The sequence below is a fragment of the Streptomyces sp. NPDC050416 genome, from assembly GCF_044458845.1.
In the GTDB taxonomy this organism is placed as follows: domain Bacteria; phylum Actinomycetota; class Actinomycetes; order Streptomycetales; family Streptomycetaceae; genus Streptomyces.
In genome coordinates this window covers 118,679-134,824 of the sequence record NZ_JBITII010000008.1, presented here as the reverse complement: position 1 = coordinate 134,824, position 16,146 = coordinate 118,679, and the positions used below count along the sequence as shown (strand labels likewise).

The 16,146-nt window shown below is 72.6% G+C and carries 15 protein-coding genes; 5 read left to right on the top strand and 10 right to left on the bottom strand.

What is annotated here, in order from left to right; genetic code table 11:
* Window positions 1-156 precede the first annotated feature (156 nt).
* Complete coding sequence (locus tag ACIBL4_RS25150) at window positions 157-627, top strand: hypothetical protein (RefSeq protein WP_399413741.1); 471 nt, start codon at window positions 157-159, stop codon at window positions 625-627.
* A gap of 154 nt (window positions 628-781) precedes the next feature.
* Here ACIBL4_RS25150 and ACIBL4_RS25145 read toward each other — a convergent pair whose 3' ends face one another.
* Window positions 782-1,771 (bottom strand): NAD(P)H-quinone oxidoreductase, encoded by a 990-nt coding sequence (locus ACIBL4_RS25145; RefSeq protein WP_399413739.1) that lies wholly within the window; start codon window positions 1,769-1,771, stop codon window positions 782-784.
* A 170-nt stretch (window positions 1,772-1,941) separates the two neighbouring features.
* Between ACIBL4_RS25145 and ACIBL4_RS25140 the strand changes: the two genes are divergently transcribed.
* Both ACIBL4_RS25140 and ACIBL4_RS25135 read left to right on the top strand, forming a co-directional pair.
* Window positions 1,942-2,961 (top strand): ATP-binding cassette domain-containing protein, encoded by a 1,020-nt coding sequence (locus ACIBL4_RS25140; protein ID WP_399413737.1) that lies wholly within the window; start codon window positions 1,942-1,944, stop codon window positions 2,959-2,961.
* Window positions 2,958-3,806, top strand: a complete 849-nt coding sequence (locus tag ACIBL4_RS25135) for an ABC transporter permease (protein WP_399413734.1) — start codon at window positions 2,958-2,960, stop codon at window positions 3,804-3,806. The genes ACIBL4_RS25140 and ACIBL4_RS25135 overlap by 4 nt, the downstream gene beginning before the upstream one ends.
* Before the next feature lie 72 nt (window positions 3,807-3,878).
* Here ACIBL4_RS25135 and ACIBL4_RS25130 read toward each other — a convergent pair whose 3' ends face one another.
* The 6 genes from ACIBL4_RS25130 to pdhA all read right to left on the bottom strand — a co-directional run bounded on the left by ACIBL4_RS25130 (window position 3,879) and on the right by pdhA (window position 11,045).
* Window positions 3,879-4,985 carry a potassium channel family protein gene (locus ACIBL4_RS25130; RefSeq protein ID WP_399413732.1) on the bottom strand — a complete coding sequence of 369 codons (1,107 nt, stop codon included), beginning with the start codon at window positions 4,983-4,985 and terminating at the stop codon, window positions 3,879-3,881.
* A complete protein-coding gene (locus tag ACIBL4_RS25125; RefSeq protein ID WP_399413730.1) occupies window positions 4,982-6,364 on the bottom strand; it encodes a molybdopterin molybdotransferase MoeA in 1,383 nt (460 codons plus the stop codon). The genes ACIBL4_RS25130 and ACIBL4_RS25125 overlap by 4 nt, the downstream gene beginning before the upstream one ends.
* On the bottom strand, window positions 6,361-7,329 hold the full coding sequence (locus ACIBL4_RS25120) for an NTP transferase domain-containing protein (protein WP_399413728.1): 969 nt from the start codon (window positions 7,327-7,329) through the stop codon (window positions 6,361-6,363). Before ACIBL4_RS25120 ends, ACIBL4_RS25125 begins: the two co-directional genes overlap by 4 nt.
* Before the next feature lie 157 nt (window positions 7,330-7,486).
* Complete coding sequence (locus ACIBL4_RS25115; protein WP_399413726.1) at window positions 7,487-8,899, bottom strand: dihydrolipoamide acetyltransferase family protein; 1,413 nt, start codon at window positions 8,897-8,899, stop codon at window positions 7,487-7,489.
* Window positions 8,899-9,903, bottom strand: a complete 1,005-nt coding sequence (locus tag ACIBL4_RS25110) for an alpha-ketoacid dehydrogenase subunit beta (protein ID WP_399413724.1) — start codon at window positions 9,901-9,903, stop codon at window positions 8,899-8,901. The genes ACIBL4_RS25115 and ACIBL4_RS25110 overlap by 1 nt, the downstream gene beginning before the upstream one ends.
* A complete protein-coding gene (pdhA, locus tag ACIBL4_RS25105; protein ID WP_399413722.1) occupies window positions 9,900-11,045 on the bottom strand; it encodes a pyruvate dehydrogenase (acetyl-transferring) E1 component subunit alpha in 1,146 nt (381 codons plus the stop codon). Before pdhA ends, ACIBL4_RS25110 begins: the two co-directional genes overlap by 4 nt.
* Before the next feature lie 191 nt (window positions 11,046-11,236).
* Between pdhA and ACIBL4_RS25100 the strand changes: the two genes are divergently transcribed.
* On the top strand, window positions 11,237-11,722 hold the full coding sequence (locus tag ACIBL4_RS25100; RefSeq protein WP_399414142.1) for an Lrp/AsnC family transcriptional regulator: 486 nt from the start codon (window positions 11,237-11,239) through the stop codon (window positions 11,720-11,722).
* Window positions 11,723-11,740: 18 nt separating this feature from the next.
* On the opposite strand, the gene ACIBL4_RS25095 is transcribed toward ACIBL4_RS25100, so the two are convergent.
* From ACIBL4_RS25095 to ACIBL4_RS25085, 3 genes are all read right to left on the bottom strand, one after another.
* Window positions 11,741-12,049: a hypothetical protein gene (locus tag ACIBL4_RS25095; protein ID WP_399413720.1), complete on the bottom strand. Its 309-nt coding sequence runs from the start codon at window positions 12,047-12,049 to the stop codon at window positions 11,741-11,743.
* A gap of 88 nt (window positions 12,050-12,137) precedes the next feature.
* Complete coding sequence (locus ACIBL4_RS25090; protein ID WP_399413718.1) at window positions 12,138-12,728, bottom strand: TetR/AcrR family transcriptional regulator; 591 nt, start codon at window positions 12,726-12,728, stop codon at window positions 12,138-12,140.
* Window positions 12,725-14,242, bottom strand: coding sequence for a 3-hydroxyacyl-CoA dehydrogenase (locus ACIBL4_RS25085; protein ID WP_399413716.1), 1,518 nt, complete (start codon window positions 14,240-14,242; stop codon window positions 12,725-12,727). Before ACIBL4_RS25085 ends, ACIBL4_RS25090 begins: the two co-directional genes overlap by 4 nt.
* Before the next feature lie 160 nt (window positions 14,243-14,402).
* Between ACIBL4_RS25085 and paaN the strand changes: the two genes are divergently transcribed.
* Window positions 14,403-16,094: a phenylacetic acid degradation protein PaaN gene (paaN, locus tag ACIBL4_RS25080; protein WP_399413714.1), complete on the top strand. Its 1,692-nt coding sequence runs from the start codon at window positions 14,403-14,405 to the stop codon at window positions 16,092-16,094.
* The last annotated feature ends 52 nt before the right edge of the window (window positions 16,095-16,146 follow it).

Here is a 16,146-nt window from a genome sequence, read left to right as displayed (position 1 = left end):
ATCCGGCTCCCGGGTCGGTGCGGCGGCCAGGTGCGATTCCGTCTGTCGGCCGAACCCGGAGTGCCGGACGTGTGGGGCGGTGTGAGGCTGATGGCCTCGATCTGACCGAACTTGCCGATCTTGCCCTACCGGGCACGGCGGGAGGGGGTCACCAACGTGACTCCATGGCAACGCGCACTGCGGGCGACGGGACTGGTGGTCGCCCTGGGGGCGGGTGCGGTCGTCTCACCGTACGGGGCAGGCGTCTCGTACGGAGCTGTCCAGTCCGTCCCGTCGTACGACGACCCGGGTGGAGGCGCCCTCGCCGCTCCCTCCGCCCCGTCCCCCGCAGGCGAGCCCTCGCGGGCCGGGAGCCGGGCCGGCGAGGGGCGGGAGCGGCCGGGACGGCCGCAGGACCCCGAGGAGGAGCGCGGCGCCGGTGAGGCCACCGCCGTGCCCGAGGAGTCCCGGGAAGCCGCCCCCGAGCCCTCCGACCCGACGGAGCAGCCCGTACGGGAGGCCGCCGCCGCGCGCGCCGACCGCCCCGTCGGACCGGTCCTGCGCATCCTGCCGCTGGGCAGCGGCCTGGTGCTGATCGGCCTCGGCCTCGGACTCGCCTTCTTCGCCCTGCGGCTGCGGCGGGTCTAGGTCTGTCGTTTGGATCAGGTCGCAGGGAAGCGATGGTTCTGCTCGACCCCGCGTCTGCGGCGTGATCCAAACGACAGGCCCTAGGACCCGCGGGGCAAGCGGGGCTTTGCGGACACACCCCGAGCCTGTCGGCCGGGGTGTGTCCGCCGGTGCCTCAAGCGCCCTGCGGGGTGATCAGCAGTACCTTGCCGATGTGGCCGCTCTCCTCCACGACCCGGTGGGCGGCGGCCGCCTCCGGCATCGGGAGCTCGCGGTCGACGACCGGGCGCAGATGGCCGCCGGCGAACAGGGGCCAGACGTGTTCCCGCACGGCCGCGACGATGGCCGCCTTCTCCTCCAGCGGCCGGGCGCGCAGGGACGTCGCGCTGATGGCGGCGCGCTTGGCGAGCAGGGCGCCGATGTTCAGCTCGCCCTTGATGCCGCCCTGCATGCCGATGATCGCGAGCCGGCCGTTCACGGCGAGGGTCTTGACGTTGCGCTCCAGGTACTTGGCGCCCATGTTGTCGAGGATGACGTCGGCACCGGCGCCGTCCGTGGCCTTGCGGACCTCCTCGACGAAGTCCTGCTCGCGGTAGTTGACCAGGATGTCGGCGCCCAGTTCGGCGCACCTGTCCAGCTTCTCCTTCGTACCGGCCGTGACCGCCACGCGCGCGCCGACGGCCTTGGCCAGCTGGATCGCCATGGTGCCGATGCCGCTGGAGCCGCCGTGCACGAGCAGCGTCTCGCCCGGGCGCAGGTGGGCGATCATGAAGACGTTCGACCAGACCGTGCAGGTCACCTCGGGCAGGGCCGCGGACCGCGTCAGTGCGATGCCCTCGGGCACGGGCAGCAGCTGTCCCGCGGGCACGACCACCTTCTCGGCGTAGCCGCCGCCGGAGAGCAGCGCGCACACCTCGTCGCCCACGTTCCAGCCGGAGACCCCGGGTCCGATCTCGGCGATCCGCCCGGAGCACTCCAGGCCGGGGTAGGGCGACGCACCGGGCGGCGGGTCGTAGAAGCCCTGCCGTTGCAGGATGTCGGCCCGGTTGACGGCACCGGCCGCCACCTCGACCAGGACCTCGCCCTCGCCGGGCACGGGATCCGGGACCTCGTCCCAGACCAGCGCCTCGGGCCCACCAGGTTCGGGAATCGTGATCGCATGCATGAAGGGGACGGTACTCCTCGGTCGCCGGACCGACTCCACTCCGCCCCCGGGCCGGCTCCGCCTCCGTCGATGGTCCGGTCCTGGCCGAAATCCATGTGCTGGACCGATGAGTTTGCGCGACGGTGAAGGTCTCCCCATGCGTAGCCCACGTACTCGGAAGGACCCGACACATGAGCACGCAGACGTCCGGCCTGGCGATCGAGACCGCGGGCCTGGTGAAAACCTTCGGCGAGACGAGGGCCGTCGACGGAGTGGACCTGTCCGTGCCCGCGGGCACGGTCTACGGTGTCCTCGGCCCGAACGGCGCCGGAAAGACCACCACCGTGAAGATGCTCGCCACGCTGCTCCGGCCGGACGGCGGCGAGGCCCATGTCTTCGGCCACGACATCGTCCGCGAGGCCGACGAGGTGCGCGGCCGGGTCAGCCTCACCGGCCAGTACGCGTCGGTGGACGAGGACCTCACCGGCACCGAGAACCTGGTCCTGCTGGGCCGGCTGCTCGGCCACCACAAGAAGGCCGCCCGGGACCGCGCCGCCCAGCTCCTGGAGGCCTTCGGGCTCACCGAGGCGGCCGGGAAGCAGGTCAAGCAGTACTCGGGCGGCATGCGGCGCCGCATCGACATCGCCGCGTCCATCCTCAACACCCCCGACCTGCTGTTCCTCGACGAGCCGACCACCGGCCTCGACCCGCGCAGCCGCAACCAGGTGTGGGACATCGTGCGGGCCGTCGTCGCCCAGGGCACCACCGTGCTGCTGACCACGCAGTATCTGGACGAGGCCGACCAGCTGGCGTCCCGGATCGCCGTCATCGACCGCGGCCGGGTGATCGCCGAGGGCACCAAGGGCGAGCTGAAGTCGTCCGTCGGCGCCGGATCCGTCCATCTGCGGCTGAGGGATCCGGACCGACGGGACCTGGCGGCGGACCTGCTGCGCCGGACCCTGGACGCACAGGTGCAGCTGGAACACGACCCGGTGGCCCTGACCGCCCGCCTCGGTGCGGCGGCGAACGCCGACAACGCCGCCCAGCAGGCGTCCCGCGCGCTGAGCGAACTGGCCCACGCCGGGATCACCGTCGACAACTTCTCACTGGGCCAGCCCAGCCTGGACGAGGTGTTCCTCGCCCTCACCGGGCACGACACGCACGTCTCCTCCGACCACTCCGACGACCCGAAGGACGAGGTGGCGGCATGAGCACCGCGACGACCACCGAGAGCAAGGAACTCGCCCCGGTCAGCGCCGAATCCCTCGCCGCGCTGCTCGTCTCCAAGGAGCGTCCGCCCCGGCCCAGCGCCTGGTCGACCTCGATGACCTTCGGCTGGCGGGCGATCCTCAAGATCAAGCACGTGCCGGAGCAGCTCTTCGACGTCACGGCGTTCCCGATCATGATGGTGCTGATGTACACGTACCTGTTCGGCGGGGCGCTGGCCGGCTCGCCGAAGGAGTACATCCAGTTCCTGCTGCCGGGCATCCTCGTGATGTCGGTCGTGATGATCACGATGTACACGGGCGTCTCGGTCAACACCGACATCGAGAAGGGCGTCTTCGACCGGTTCCGCAGCCTGCCGATCTGGCGGCCCTCGACGATGGTCGGCTATCTGCTCGGCGACGCCCTGCGGTACACGATCGCGTCCGTCGTGATGCTCACCGTCGGCATCATCCTCGGCTACCGGCCGGACGGCGGGATCGGCGGTGTGCTCGCCGGGATCGCCCTGCTGGTGCTCTTCTCGTTCGCCTTCTCGTGGATCTGGACCATGTTCGGGCTGATGCTGCGCACCGAGAAGTCGGTGATGGGCGTCAGCATGATGGTGATCTTCCCGCTCACCTTCCTGTCCAACGTCTTCGTCGACCCGAAGACCATGCCGGGCTGGCTCCAGGCCTTCGTCAACAACAGCCCCATCACCCATCTGGCGTCGGCGGTGCGCGGACTGATGGGCGGCGACTGGCCGACCGCCGAGGTCGCCTGGTCGCTGGGCTGGGCCGGCCTTTTCGTGCTGGTCTTCGGGCCGATCACGATGCGGCTGTACAACCGGAAGTAGGCCCGAGGAGGGACGTGGCCGGTCGTCGCGCACGGAGTGAGTGCGTGGCGGCCGGCCTCTTCGTCCCGCCGGTCAGCTGCGGGGCATCGGCGGCAACGGGCGGACGTCGGGCGCGATCTGTGAGCCGGGCGTCGCCCGCACGATCGTGATGAGCCGGTCCGTCAGCTCCAGCGTCCCGACGGCCGGATCGTCGTAGCCGAGCACCCGGTGACCGCGTATGACGCTCACCACCAGGTCGGTGATCTCCCGCGGGGTCTTGCCCACCTCGGCCTTGACCACCGGCCGTTCGACGATGTCGAGCCCGCTGCCCTGCTGGATGAGGTCCTCCATCACCATGCCCGCGGAGGGGCTGAGCACCGACAGGCCGAGCAGACGGCCGGCGGCGCTGGCGCTGGTGATGACCGCGTCGGCACCCGACTGCTTCAGCAGGGGCGCGTTCTCCTCCTCCCGCACCGCGGCCACGATGTTCGCCCCGCGGTTGAGCTGCCGGGCCGTCAGCGCCACCAGGACCGCCGTGTCGTCGCGCTGCGTGGCGATGATGATCTGACGCGCCTTGTGCACCTCGGCCCGCTTCAGCACCTCACTGCGCGTCGCGTCCCCGATGATGCCCACGTATCCCTCGGCGGTCGCGGCGTCGATCGCCTTGGAACTGGGGTCGACCACGACGACCTGTTCCTTCTTCAGGCCCGTCGCGCAGACGGTCCGGATCGCCGACCTGCCCTTCGTGCCGAAGCCGATGACGACGGTGTGATCGCGCAACGTGGACCTCCAGCGGTTCAGTCGCCACTCCTCCCGGGTGCGTTCGGTGAGGGCTTCGAGGGTGGTGCCGACCAGGATGATCAGGAACAGCACGCGCAGGGGCGTGACGATGAGGATGTTCGTGAGCCGGGCTGTGTCACTGGCCGGGGTGATGTCGCCGTAGCCGGTGGTGGAGAGGGTGACGGTCGCGTAGTAGAACGCGTCGAGGAGGGTGAGGCCGCCGCCCGCGTTGTCGTTGTAACCGTCGCGGTCGAGGAAGACGATCAGCGCGGTCGCGACGAGGACCACCAGTGCCATGGACAGCCTCTTGGCGACCTGGCGGATCGGGTGCTCCACCACTTTCCGCGGGAGTTTCACCCGATGGGTCACCAGATGCTCGTCCGCCTGGCGGGCGATCGCGTCCTGGCCCGGAAGTTTCACGTGAAACACACCCCGATTCCTCCGGACGCCCAGGGCAGGTCGAGCAGTTCCGCCTCCTGCCCCGCGCCGGCACCGCCCGGGGGCACGACGGCCAGGGCGTCGGCCGCCGCGATGCCGCGCAGCATGGCCGGTCCGTTGTAGTGCAGCGGCACGGCCTGGTCACCCCGCAGGACGACGGGGATGAGCCGGGTGTCGTACGGGTGCCCGTGCACGGCGTCCCTGAGCGGCAGCGTGTACGGCTCCGGGGCCACGCGGGCCGCGAGGGTCCGCAGCAGCGGCTCGGCGAGCGTCAGCAGCCCGGAGACGGCGGCGAGCGGGTTGCCCGGCAGGCCGACGAGGTGCTGGGTCTCCGTGATGCGGGCCAGCAGCATGGGGTGGCCGGGGCGCACCTTGACGCCGTCCACGAGGAGTTCGGCACCGATGCGGCGCAGCGTGGGGTGGACGTGGTCGACGGGTCCCGCGGCGGTGCCGCCGGTGGTGACGACGACATCGGCGTCGGACGTGGTGATCGCCCGGTGCAGGGCGTCGGCGTCGTCGCCGATCCGTCGTACGGCGGCGACCTCGGCGCCGAGCGCCCGCAGCCAGGGCGGCAGCATCGGGCCGAGCGCGTCCCGGATCAGACCGTCGTGCGGCCGTCCCTCGGTGAGCAACTCGTCGCCGAGGACGAGGACTTCGGCACGAGGCCGTGGGACGACGCTGACGGTGTCGTACCCGGCCGCCGCGGCCAGCCCGAGTACGGCCGGGGTCACCAGGGCGCCGACGGGGAGCAACTGGTCGCCGCTGCGGCACTCCTGGCCGCGCGGGCGGATGTCCTGGCCGGGGACGACGTCCCTGGTCGCGTACAGGCGGCCCTTGTCGTCGGTGCGGCCGTGCTCGCTGCGCAGAACGGCGGTGGTGTCCGGGGGGATGCGGGCGCCGGTGGCGATCCGGACGGCCTCGCCGTCGGTCAGGGGCCCGGGCGTGGCGTGCCCGGCCAGGACGCCGTCGTCCCGGACGTCCCAGGGGGCGGGCCCGGCGACCGCCCAGCCGTCCATCGCGGAAGTGTCGAAGGAGGGGAGGTCGGTGAGGGCGTCGAGGGGGGCGGCCAGGGTGAGACCGAGGGCGGCTTCGAGCGGCACGGCGGCGGGCCGGCGGCGGGTGGACCGGGCGAGGCTCCGGGCGGCGCGTTCGGCGGTGGCCCGGGCCTCCGGCCAGGGGGTGGCGTGGTGGCGGGTGTCCGGCCGGGGAGAGGTCTCCGGCGGGCCGGAGGCGCGGCGGCTGTCCGCCTCGCCTCGTCCGGCGGGGCCGGGCAGATCGTTGCTGTTGTTCACGAGGGCGAGCACCTCCTCGACGTCGAGGTCCTCGGCGTCCTCACCGGCGCGTGTGCCGTGCGGGGTCATCCGGCGTCCGGGCGGGTGTCGGGCGTGGCGTCGGGGGCGACGTCGGGCCGGGAGCCGGACGGCTGGGGCTCCGTAGTGCTCTCCTCCTTCCAGCGGACGGCGAGGGCCGCGGCCTTGCGGGCGGCCTCGGCGACCGCCTCGGGGCCGCCGCCCGCCCGTGCGGCCGCGTAGCCGACGAGGAAGGTGGTCAGCGGCGCCGCCGGCCGGTCCACACCGTGGGCGGCGTCGCGGGCGAGGTCGAGCAGGCCGCGGGTGTCGACGTCGAGGTCGATCCCGAGTTCGTCCTTGACTGCGGAAATCCATTCATCCAACACGTGCCCATGCTCCCTGATACGTGCCCTGGCGGTGGCGATGTCGTCCCAGGTGTCGCAGTCGAAGGACGCGACGGGGTCGGAGATGCGGGTGAGGTCCAGCGCGGCGATCAGCCGCCGCAGCGGGAGACCGGTGAGACCGTCGTGCCGGCCGGAGAGGAGCGCGAGCCCCTCGCGCAGCCGAGAGGCGTCGTAGGCGGCCACGAGTGGCTGGTCACGGCCCTCGGGGTCGGTCAGCAGCACGCCGTCGGCAGCGCTCGTCCGGAGCGTGCTCAGGAGCCGGTCGACCGTGTGCTCCCGCAGGAACGGCAGATCGGCGGAGAGCACCACGACGTGCTCCGCCGTGGTGTGCCGGAGACCGGCGTCGAGCGCGGCGAGCGGGCCGCCGCCGGGCGGGTCCTCCTGGGCCCAGGTCACGGGCCGGGCCGTCGGCCGGGGCGCGGCGACGACGACGGTGGCGCGGGCGCCCGCGCACGCGGCGAGCACCCGGTCGAGCAGGGCCCGGCCGCCCACGCGCACACCGGGTTTGTCTGCGCCGCCGAGGCGCCGGGCGGCACCACCGGCGAGCACGACGGCGTCGTACGCGGCGGGGACCGGCCCCCGCCCGGGGGCGGAACCGGTGCCGGGTTCACCCGGGAACTCGTAGGCGGTCACACCCCGAGTATGCGTTCCCCCGCGATCACAAGGAACGCGGGGGAACGGACACGATCACGGGCACCGGCTCGCGGACGGAACAGGAATCACAGCGTCCGTCCTTCCGGGCCCGGGGACCATAGATCACAGCGTCCGTCCTTCCGGGCCGGACCGGAGATCACAGCGTCCGCAGCAGTACCGCCGGCTGTTCCACGCAGTCCGCCACATAGCGCAGGAAGCCGCCCGCCGTGCCGCCGTCGCACACCCGGTGGTCGAAGGTGAGCGAGAGCTGGACGACCTGCCGCACCGCCAGCTCGCCCTCGTGCACCCACGGCTTGGGGACGATGCGGCCGACGCCGAGCATGGCCGCCTCCGGGTGGTTGATGATCGGTGTGGAGCCGTCGACGCCGAAGACGCCGTAGTTGTTCAACGTGAAGGTCCCGCCGGTGAGTTCCGCGGGCGTCAGCGTCCCGGTCCGGCCCGCCTCGGTCAGCCGGGCGAACTCCGCGGTCAGCGACTCGGCGTCGCGCGCGTGCGCGTCCCGGACGACCGGGACGACGAGGCCCCGGTCGGTCTGCGCGGCGAAGCCCAGGTGCACGTGCTCGAACCGGACGACCTCCCTGGCCTCCGCGTCCACCGTGGAGTTGAGCTCGGGGAATCGGGCGAGGGCCGCCGTGCAGATCCGGGCCAGCAGGGCGAGGAGAGAGATCTTGGGACCGCCGGCCGCGTTCATGGCCGTGCGCGCCCGCATGAGCTCCGTGGCGTCGGCGTCCACCCAGCAGGTGGCGTCCGGGATCTCGCGGCGGCTGCGCGCCAGCTTGTCGGCGACGGCGCCCCGGATGCCCTTGAGCGGCGTGCGGATCTCGCCGTGGCCCGTTGCCGCGGTGGGCTGCGGTGCGGGTGCCGTGCCCGCTGCCTGCGGCACGCGCGGATGCGGGTGCGGGTGCGGTTGTGCCGACGGTGCGGCCGCAGTGCCCTGGCCGGCGGCGCGCAGCGCGTACTCCACGTCCGCCCGAAGGATCAGCCCGTCGGGGCCGGATCCGGTCAGCTCCCGCAGGTCGAGGCCGTTCTGCCGGGCCAGCCGGCGGACCAGGGGCGAGATCACGGGGACGGGGCCGTCCTCGGTCCCGGGGACACCCGCCTGCCCGTTCACCGCCGCCGGGCCGGCGCCCTGCCCCGCGGTCGTCACCGCCCGGGAGCCCGCCGCGGACGCACCGGACAAGGGCCTTCCCTGCCGCACCCTGCGGCGCCGCGCGGGCGCCTCGGACGTGCCGTATCCGACCAGGACGTTCCCGGACCCCTCGGCGTCGGCGGACCTTGCGTCCCCGGCGCCGGACGCCGGCCGCTCCCCCACCGCCACCGTGATCAGCGGCGCCCCGACGGGCAGTTCCGTGCCCTCCTCGCCGAAGCGGGCCGTGACCACACCGCCGTAGGGGCAGGGCACCTCGACCATCGCCTTGGCCGTCTCGACCTCGACGACCGGCTGGTCGATCGCGACGACGTCGCCGACCTCGACCAGCCAGCGCACGATCTCCGCCTCGGTGAGCCCCTCACCGAGGTCGGGCAGCTTGAACTCCAGCACCTGTGCCATCAGCTCTCGGCCTCCCATTGCAGACGCCCCACGGCGTCCAGGATCCGGTCCACACCGGGCAGGTGGTGGCGCTCCAGCATCGGCGGCGGATACGGGACGTCGAACCCGGCCACGCGCAGCACCGGCGCCTCCAGGTGGTGGAAGCAGCGCTCCGTGACCCGCGCCGCGATCTCCCCGCCCGGGCCGCCGAAGGAGCCCGACTCGTGGACGACGACCGCGCGTCCCGTCCGCCGCACCGAGGCGCACACCGTCTCGTCGTCGAACGGCACCAGGGAGCGCAGGTCGACGACTTCGAGGTCCCAGCCCTCGGCCCGGGCCGCCTCGGCCGCCTCCATGCAGACGGGTACGGACGGCCCGTACGTGATGAGCGTGGCGCTCCGGCCCGAGCGCCGCACCACCGCGCGGCCGATCGGTTCAACGGGCGCCGGCTCCTCGGGGTTCCAGGAGTCCTTCGACCAGTACAGCCGCTTCGGCTCCAGGAAGACGACCGGGTCGTCGGAGGCGATGGCGGCGCGCAGCAGCCCGTAGGCGTCGGCGACGGTGGCCGGCGTGACGACATGGAGCCCCGGAGTCGCCATGTAGTACGCCTCGGAGGAGTCGCTGTGGTGCTCGACGCCACCGATGCCGCCGCCGTAGGGGACGCGGATGGTGATCGGGAGCGGCATCCTGCCGCGGGTGCGGTTGCGCATGCGGGACACGTGCGAGATGAGCTGCTCGAACGCCGGGTAGGCGAACGCGTCGAACTGCATCTCCACGACCGGGCGCAGGCCGTACATCGCCATGCCGACGGCCGTGCCGAGGATGCCGGCCTCGGCCAGCGGGGTGTCCGTGCAGCGGTCCTCGCCGAACTCCTTGGCGAGTCCGTCGGTGACGCGGAAGACGCCACCGAGGGTGCCGACGTCCTCGCCCATCACATGCACGGCGGGGTCGGCGGCCATGGCGTCGCGCAGCGCGCGCGTGAGGGCCTGCGCCATGGTGGCCGGCTTGACGGCGACGGTGGTCATCGGTGCGTGTCCCCCTCCGACTCGGCCTCGGCCTCCAGCTCGGCCCGCAACTGTTCCCGCTGGTCGCGCAGTTGGGGCGTGGGCTCGGCGTAGACGTGGGCGAACAGGTCCATGGGGTCGAGCGCCGGGTCCTGGTTCATGTGCGCGCGCAAGGAGGCGGCCATCGCCTCGGCGGCGTCCCGTGCGGCCTGCTTTCCGGCCTCGTCGAGCAGGCCGCGGGCGGTCAGCTCCCGCTCCAGCAGCTGGATCGGATCGTGCTCGCGCCAGGTCTCGACCTCGGCGTCGCCGCGGTAGCGGGTCGCGTCGTCGGCGTTGGTGTGGGCGTCGACCCGGTAGGTGATGGCCTCGATGAGGGTGGGTCCGCCGCCCGCGCGGGCGTGCCGCACGGCGTCGCTCAGCACCTCGTGCACGGCGGCGGCGTCGTTGCCGTCGACCAGGCGGCCGGGCATGCCGTAGCCGACGGCCTTGTGGGCCAGCGACGGGGCCGCGGTCTGCTTGGCGAGCGGGACGGAGATCGCGAAGCCGTTGTTCTGGACGAGGAAGACCACCGGGGCCTGCCAGACGGCGGCGAAGTTGAGCGCCTCGTGGAAGTCGCCCTCGCTGGTGCCGCCGTCGCCGACCATGGCCAGCGCGACGACGTCGTCGCCCTTGAGGCGGGCGGCGTGCGCGAGGCCCACGGCGTGCGGCAGCTGGGTGGCGAGCGGGGTGGACAGGGGGGCGACCCGGTGTTCGTACGGGTCGTAGCCGGTGTGCCAGTCACCGCGCAGCAGCGTGAGCGCCTCGACGGGGTCCACACCGCGGGCCACGACGGCGAGCGTGTCGCGGTAGCTGGGGAAGAGCCAGTCCCGCTCCTCCAGCACGAGCGCGGCGGCGATCTCGCAGGCCTCCTGGCCGGTGGTGGAGGGGTAGACCGCGAGGCGGCCCTGCTTGGTGAGCGCGGTGGCCTGGGCGTTGTAGCGGCGACCGCGGACCAGCTGCTCGTACAGCGTGCGCAGCAGCTCGGGGTCGGCCTTCGCGGCCGCCTCGGTGCCGAGGACGCGGTACGGCTCGGCGTCGGGCAGCAGCGGCGCGGGGTCCGTGCGGGGCTGCCAGGCGGGCGGCGGGGTCGGCCGGTACGCGCCCCGCTGCTCCATGACCGTCATGACGGCACCTCCTCGTGGGAGCGGCTTCCTGCAGGCGCGTCGGCTGTGATGCGCCTCACCTACCGATTGTTCGGTCGTCGGCACAATTTGGCTACGGGTGGCCTCAGGCTGTGGACAAACGGTTCTCCACAGCCTGAGATGGACGCAGGACGTCCATGCTAGGGAGGCGGGCGCAGGTGGCATCTGAACGAATGGCCGAAAGCCAGGACAGCAGCCTGCCGCCACCGCCGCCGCGTCCGCTCGACGCCATCGACCAGGACATCCTGCGCATGCTCCAGGCGGACGGCCGCGCCTCGATACGGTCGGTCGCCGAGCGGGTCCACGTCTCGCGCGCCAACGCCTACGCCCGCATCAACCGGCTCGTCGAGGACGGTGTCATCCGCGGCTTCGGCGCCCGCGTCAACCATGAACGGGCAGGTCAGGGGACATCCGCCTACATCACCTTGAAGATCGTGCAGAACTCCTGGCGCACGGTGCGCGAGGAGCTCAGACAACTGCCCGGCGCCTCGCACATCGCCCTGGTGGGTGGTGATTTCGACGTGCTGCTGCTGGTGCACGTGTCCGACAACCGGGCGCTGCGCGAGCTGGTGCTGACCCGGCTCCAGGCGATCCCGCAGGTGCTCAGCACGCGCACGCTGCTGGTGTTCGAGGAGGAGGACCTGGAGCCGCAGGGGTGAACGGCCGGGCCGCGCCCGTCAGCTCGCGGCCACCGCAACGCCGAGCAGCACCGCGAACATCACGGGGAGCAGCGCGCATCCGAGCCCGGTGCCGGCCGCCGCCAGCCGCAGTCCGCGCAGGGACCGGCGATGCGGCAGCACCCAGGCGAGCACGAGCAGGCCGGCCGCCCAGAACAGCACGCCCGAGAAGGCACCGGGGCCGTCCTGGGACGCGAACCAGCGGTACTCCAGCGCGAGCAGCGGCAGACCGAGCAAGGTGGCCACGAGCGGGGCCCGCCACCACGTCCGGTGGGCGGCGGGGGAGGGCGGCGCGTCATTTCCGAGCATGCGCCCCACCCCATCACCGGCGAATTGCCGGGACATCGTCACGCGTACTCATCCCGCCCACGTGCGGGTACTCACGCGGGGGCCGCCGTCAGGCGCTCTTGCGGAGGCCGCCGAACGCCAGCCGCACCACCGCGTCGGCCACCTCGCGCTCGTTCATGCCCCGCCCGCCCGGCTTGTACCACTCCACGATCGAGTTGATCATGCCGAAGACCAGCCGGGTCACCAGGCGGACCTCTATGTCGCCGCGCACGTCCCCGTCCGTGGCGGCGGCCTTGAGCAGGTCGGCCACCCGGTGGTCGAAGTCGCGGCGGCGATCCAGGGCCCACCGCTCGGTGTCCGTGTTGCCGCGCACGCGCAGCAGGAGGGTCACATAGGGCAGTTCGGCTATGAGCACCTCGACCATGCGCCGCACGACGTACTCCAGGCGCGCGGCGGCGCGCCCCACGCGCGCGTGCTCCTCGTCGAGGATCCCGAAGAGGCCGTCCAGGGCCCGGCTCACGGCGCGGCGCAGCAGCTCCTCCTTGCCGGCGACGTGGTGGTAGATCGACGACTTGGAGATGCCGGCCGCCTTGGAGAGATGCTCCATGGAGGTGCCGTCGTAGCCGCGCTCGTTGAACACCCGGACGGCGACGGACAGCAGCGTGTCCGGGGTGTAGGTGTCGCGCTTGGCGGTGGTCATGAGGCGGTGCCCTCCCGCTTGTCGGAGGCGTGGGCGTGGCGGTACAGCGCGAGGGACGGCGCGTAGCGCCCCGAGGGGTCGCGCAGGTGCAGGTCGTCGAGGAGGGCGTAGGCCCAGGAGCGGCCGAGCCGGCGGCTCCACTCGAAGGGGCCCAGGGGGTAGTTGACGCCGAGGCGCATCGCGGTGTCGACATCCTCCTCGGTGGCCACGCCCTTGGCGACGGCGTCGTGCGCCAGGTCGATGATCCGCGCGACCGTCCGGGCGACGATCATGCCGGGCACGTCACCGATGACGCTGACCTTCTTGCCGAGCGCCTGGAACAGGCCGATGGCCTCGGCGAGGGTCTGCGGGGCGGTGTCCTGGGAGGCGGACAGGGCGATCCGGGTGGCCTTGCGGTAGTCCAGGGCGAGGTCGAAGTAGACGACGTCCCGGAACTCCACGGAGGTCTGTCCGTCGGCGAGGGCGAGCTGGCCGCCGCCCGGCAGCACCAGACGGGTGCCGTTGTCGTCCTCCTCGTCGCGGACCGGGATGCCCGCCTCGCGGATCAGCGCAAGCAGGTCACCGGCCGGGCCCAGGTCGCCCTCGGCGACGACGTACGCGGGCGGCTGCCGCTGCTCCGCCGTGTCCGGCTCCGGGCGCTCGGCGCCGTCCCGGTGGTCGTACCAGCCGTGGCCCGACTTGCGGCCCAGCCGGCCGGACTCGACCAGGCGTCGCTGTGCGAGGGACGGCGTGAAGCGCACGTCCTGGAAGAAGGACTCCCAGACCGACCGCGTGACGGCCTCGTTGACGTCCTGGCCGATCAGGTCGGTCAGCTCGAACGCGCCCATCCTGAAGCCGCCCGACTCGCGCAGCACGGCGTCGATGGTGGCCGGGTCGGCGCCCTGCGCCTCGTAGACCGCGAAGGCCTCGGCGTAGAAGGGCCGGGCGATGCGGTTGACGATGAAGCCTGGGGTGTCCGCGCAGGCGACCGGCGTCTTGCCCCAGGCGCGGGCGGTCTCGTACGCGCGCGTGGCGTACGTGACGTCCGTGGCGAACCCGGAGACGACCTCGACCAGCGGCAGCAGCGGCGCCGGGTTGAAGAAGTGCAGGCCCACGAAGCGGCCGGGGACGCGCAGGGCGCCGGCGACGGCGGTGACGGACAGGGACGAGGTGTTGGTGGCGAGCAGGCAGTCGTCGTCGACGATGCCCTCCAGCTCGCGGAACAGCTCCTGCTTGACGTCCAGTCGCTCCAGGATCGCCTCGACGACGAGGGCGCAGTCCGCCAGCTCGGAGAGGCTCTCGGCGGGCAGCAGCCGGGCGCGGGCGGCGTCCCGGTCGGCCCCGCTGAGCCGGTCCTTCTCCACGAGCCGGTCGAGGCGGGCCCCGATCGCGTCGGCCGCCTCGCGCGCCCGCCCGGGAAGGGCGTCGAACAGCCGCACGGGATGGCCCGCGACCAGCGCGACCTGGGCGATTCCCTGGCCCATGGTGCCGGTGCCGACGACGGCCACGGGGCTGCTGAGGTCCAGTGCTGTCATGTGCGCGATCCTCCCGCACGGGGTTTTCCACAGATGCGGCGGACCCCCTTGAACCGACCGATCGTTCGGTTACTCTAGCTCTGTCCGAGTGTTCCTGCCCAGGTTTCTGCCCAGGTCATGAACTCGACGAGGAGTTCTTGAGACGAGGAGTTGGTCATCCATGACCGCCGCACTCTCGGCGCACGAGCTGATCGCCCGGCACCGGTCCACCCTCGACCAGGCGCTGGAAGCGATCCGCACGCGCGCGTACTGGTCCCCGCACCCCGAGCACCCCAAGGCCTACGGGGAAAACGGCAGCCTGGACGCGGCCGCGGGCAAGGCCGCCTTCGACGCCCTGCTCGGCAGCCGCCTCGACCTCGGCCAGCCGGGCACGGACGACTGGGTGGGCGGCGAGACGTCCCCGTACGGCATCGAGCTGGGCGTGACGTACCCGCACGCGGACCTCGACGTGCTGCTGCCCGCCATGAAGGCCGGGCAGCGGGCCTGGCGGGACGCGGGCGCGGAGCAGCGCGCGGTGGTCTGCCTGGAGATCCTCAAGCGCATCAACGACCGGACGCACGAGTTCGCGCACGCGGTCATGCACACCTCCGGCCAGGCCTTCATGATGGCGTTCCAGGCGGGCGGGCCGCATGCGCAGGACCGCGGCCTGGAAGCGGTGGCGTACGCGTACGTGGAGCAGGTGCGCACACCCGACACGGCGGAGTGGACCAAGCCCCAGGGCAAGCGCGACCCGCTGGCCATGACCAAGCAGTTCACGCCCGTCCCGCGCGGCATCGGCCTGGTGATCGGCTGCAACACCTTCCCGACGTGGAACGGCTACCCGGGCCTGTTCGCCTCCCTCGCCACCGGCAACGCGGTCCTGGTCAAGCCCCACCCGCGCGCGGTGCTGCCGCTCGCGCTCACCGTGCAGGTCGCCCGCGAGGTGCTCGCCGAGGCCGGTTTCGACCCGAACCTGGTCGCGCTGGCCGCCGAGCGCCCCGGCGAGGGCATCGCCAAGACGCTCGCGCTGCGCCCCGAGATCCGGATCATCGACTACACGGGCTCGACGACGTTCGGCGACTGGCTGGAGGCCAACGCCCGCCACGCGCAGGTCTACACGGAGAAGGCCGGCGTCAACACGGTCGTCGTCCACTCCACGTCCGACTACAAGGGCATGCTCTCCAACCTGGCGTTCTCGCTGTCCCTGTACAGCGGCCAGATGTGCACCACCCCGCAGAACCTGCTCGTCCCGCGCGAGGGCATCTCCACGGACCAGGGCCCCAAGTCGTACGACGAGGTCGTCGCGGATCTCGCCAGGGCGGTCGACGGGCTGCTGGGCGACGACGCCCGGGCGAACGCGCTGCTGGGCGCGATCGTCAACCCGGACGTGAAGGCCCGGCTGGAGGCCGCGGCGGGGCTGGGCGAGGTCGCCCTCGCCTCCCGGGAGATCACCAACCCGGAGTTCCCCGGCGCGGTCGTCCGCACGCCGGTGATCGTGAAGCTGGACGGGGCCAAGCCGGACGCGGAGGCCACGTACATGAGCGAGTGCTTCGGGCCGGTCTCCTTCGCCGTGGCGGTCGACTCGGCGGCGGACGCGGCGGAGTTGCTGCGGCGGACCGTCCGGGAGAAGGGCGCGATGACCGTCGGGGCGTACACCACGGACCCGGAGGTCGAGCAGGCCGTGCGGGAGGTGTGCCTGGAGGAGGCGGCTCAGTTGTCGCTGAACCTCACGGGAGGGGTGTATGTGAACCAGACGGCCGCGTTCTCCGACTTCCACGGGTCGGGTGGAAACCCGGCGGCGAGTGCGGCGCTGTGTGACGGGGCGTTCGTCGCCAACCGGTTCCGTGTGGTCGAGGTGCGGCGGGAAGCCTAGGAGCTCGGGGGGTGCGGTGATCGCGCGGCTGTCGGTGCGTTGTGGCTTGTCG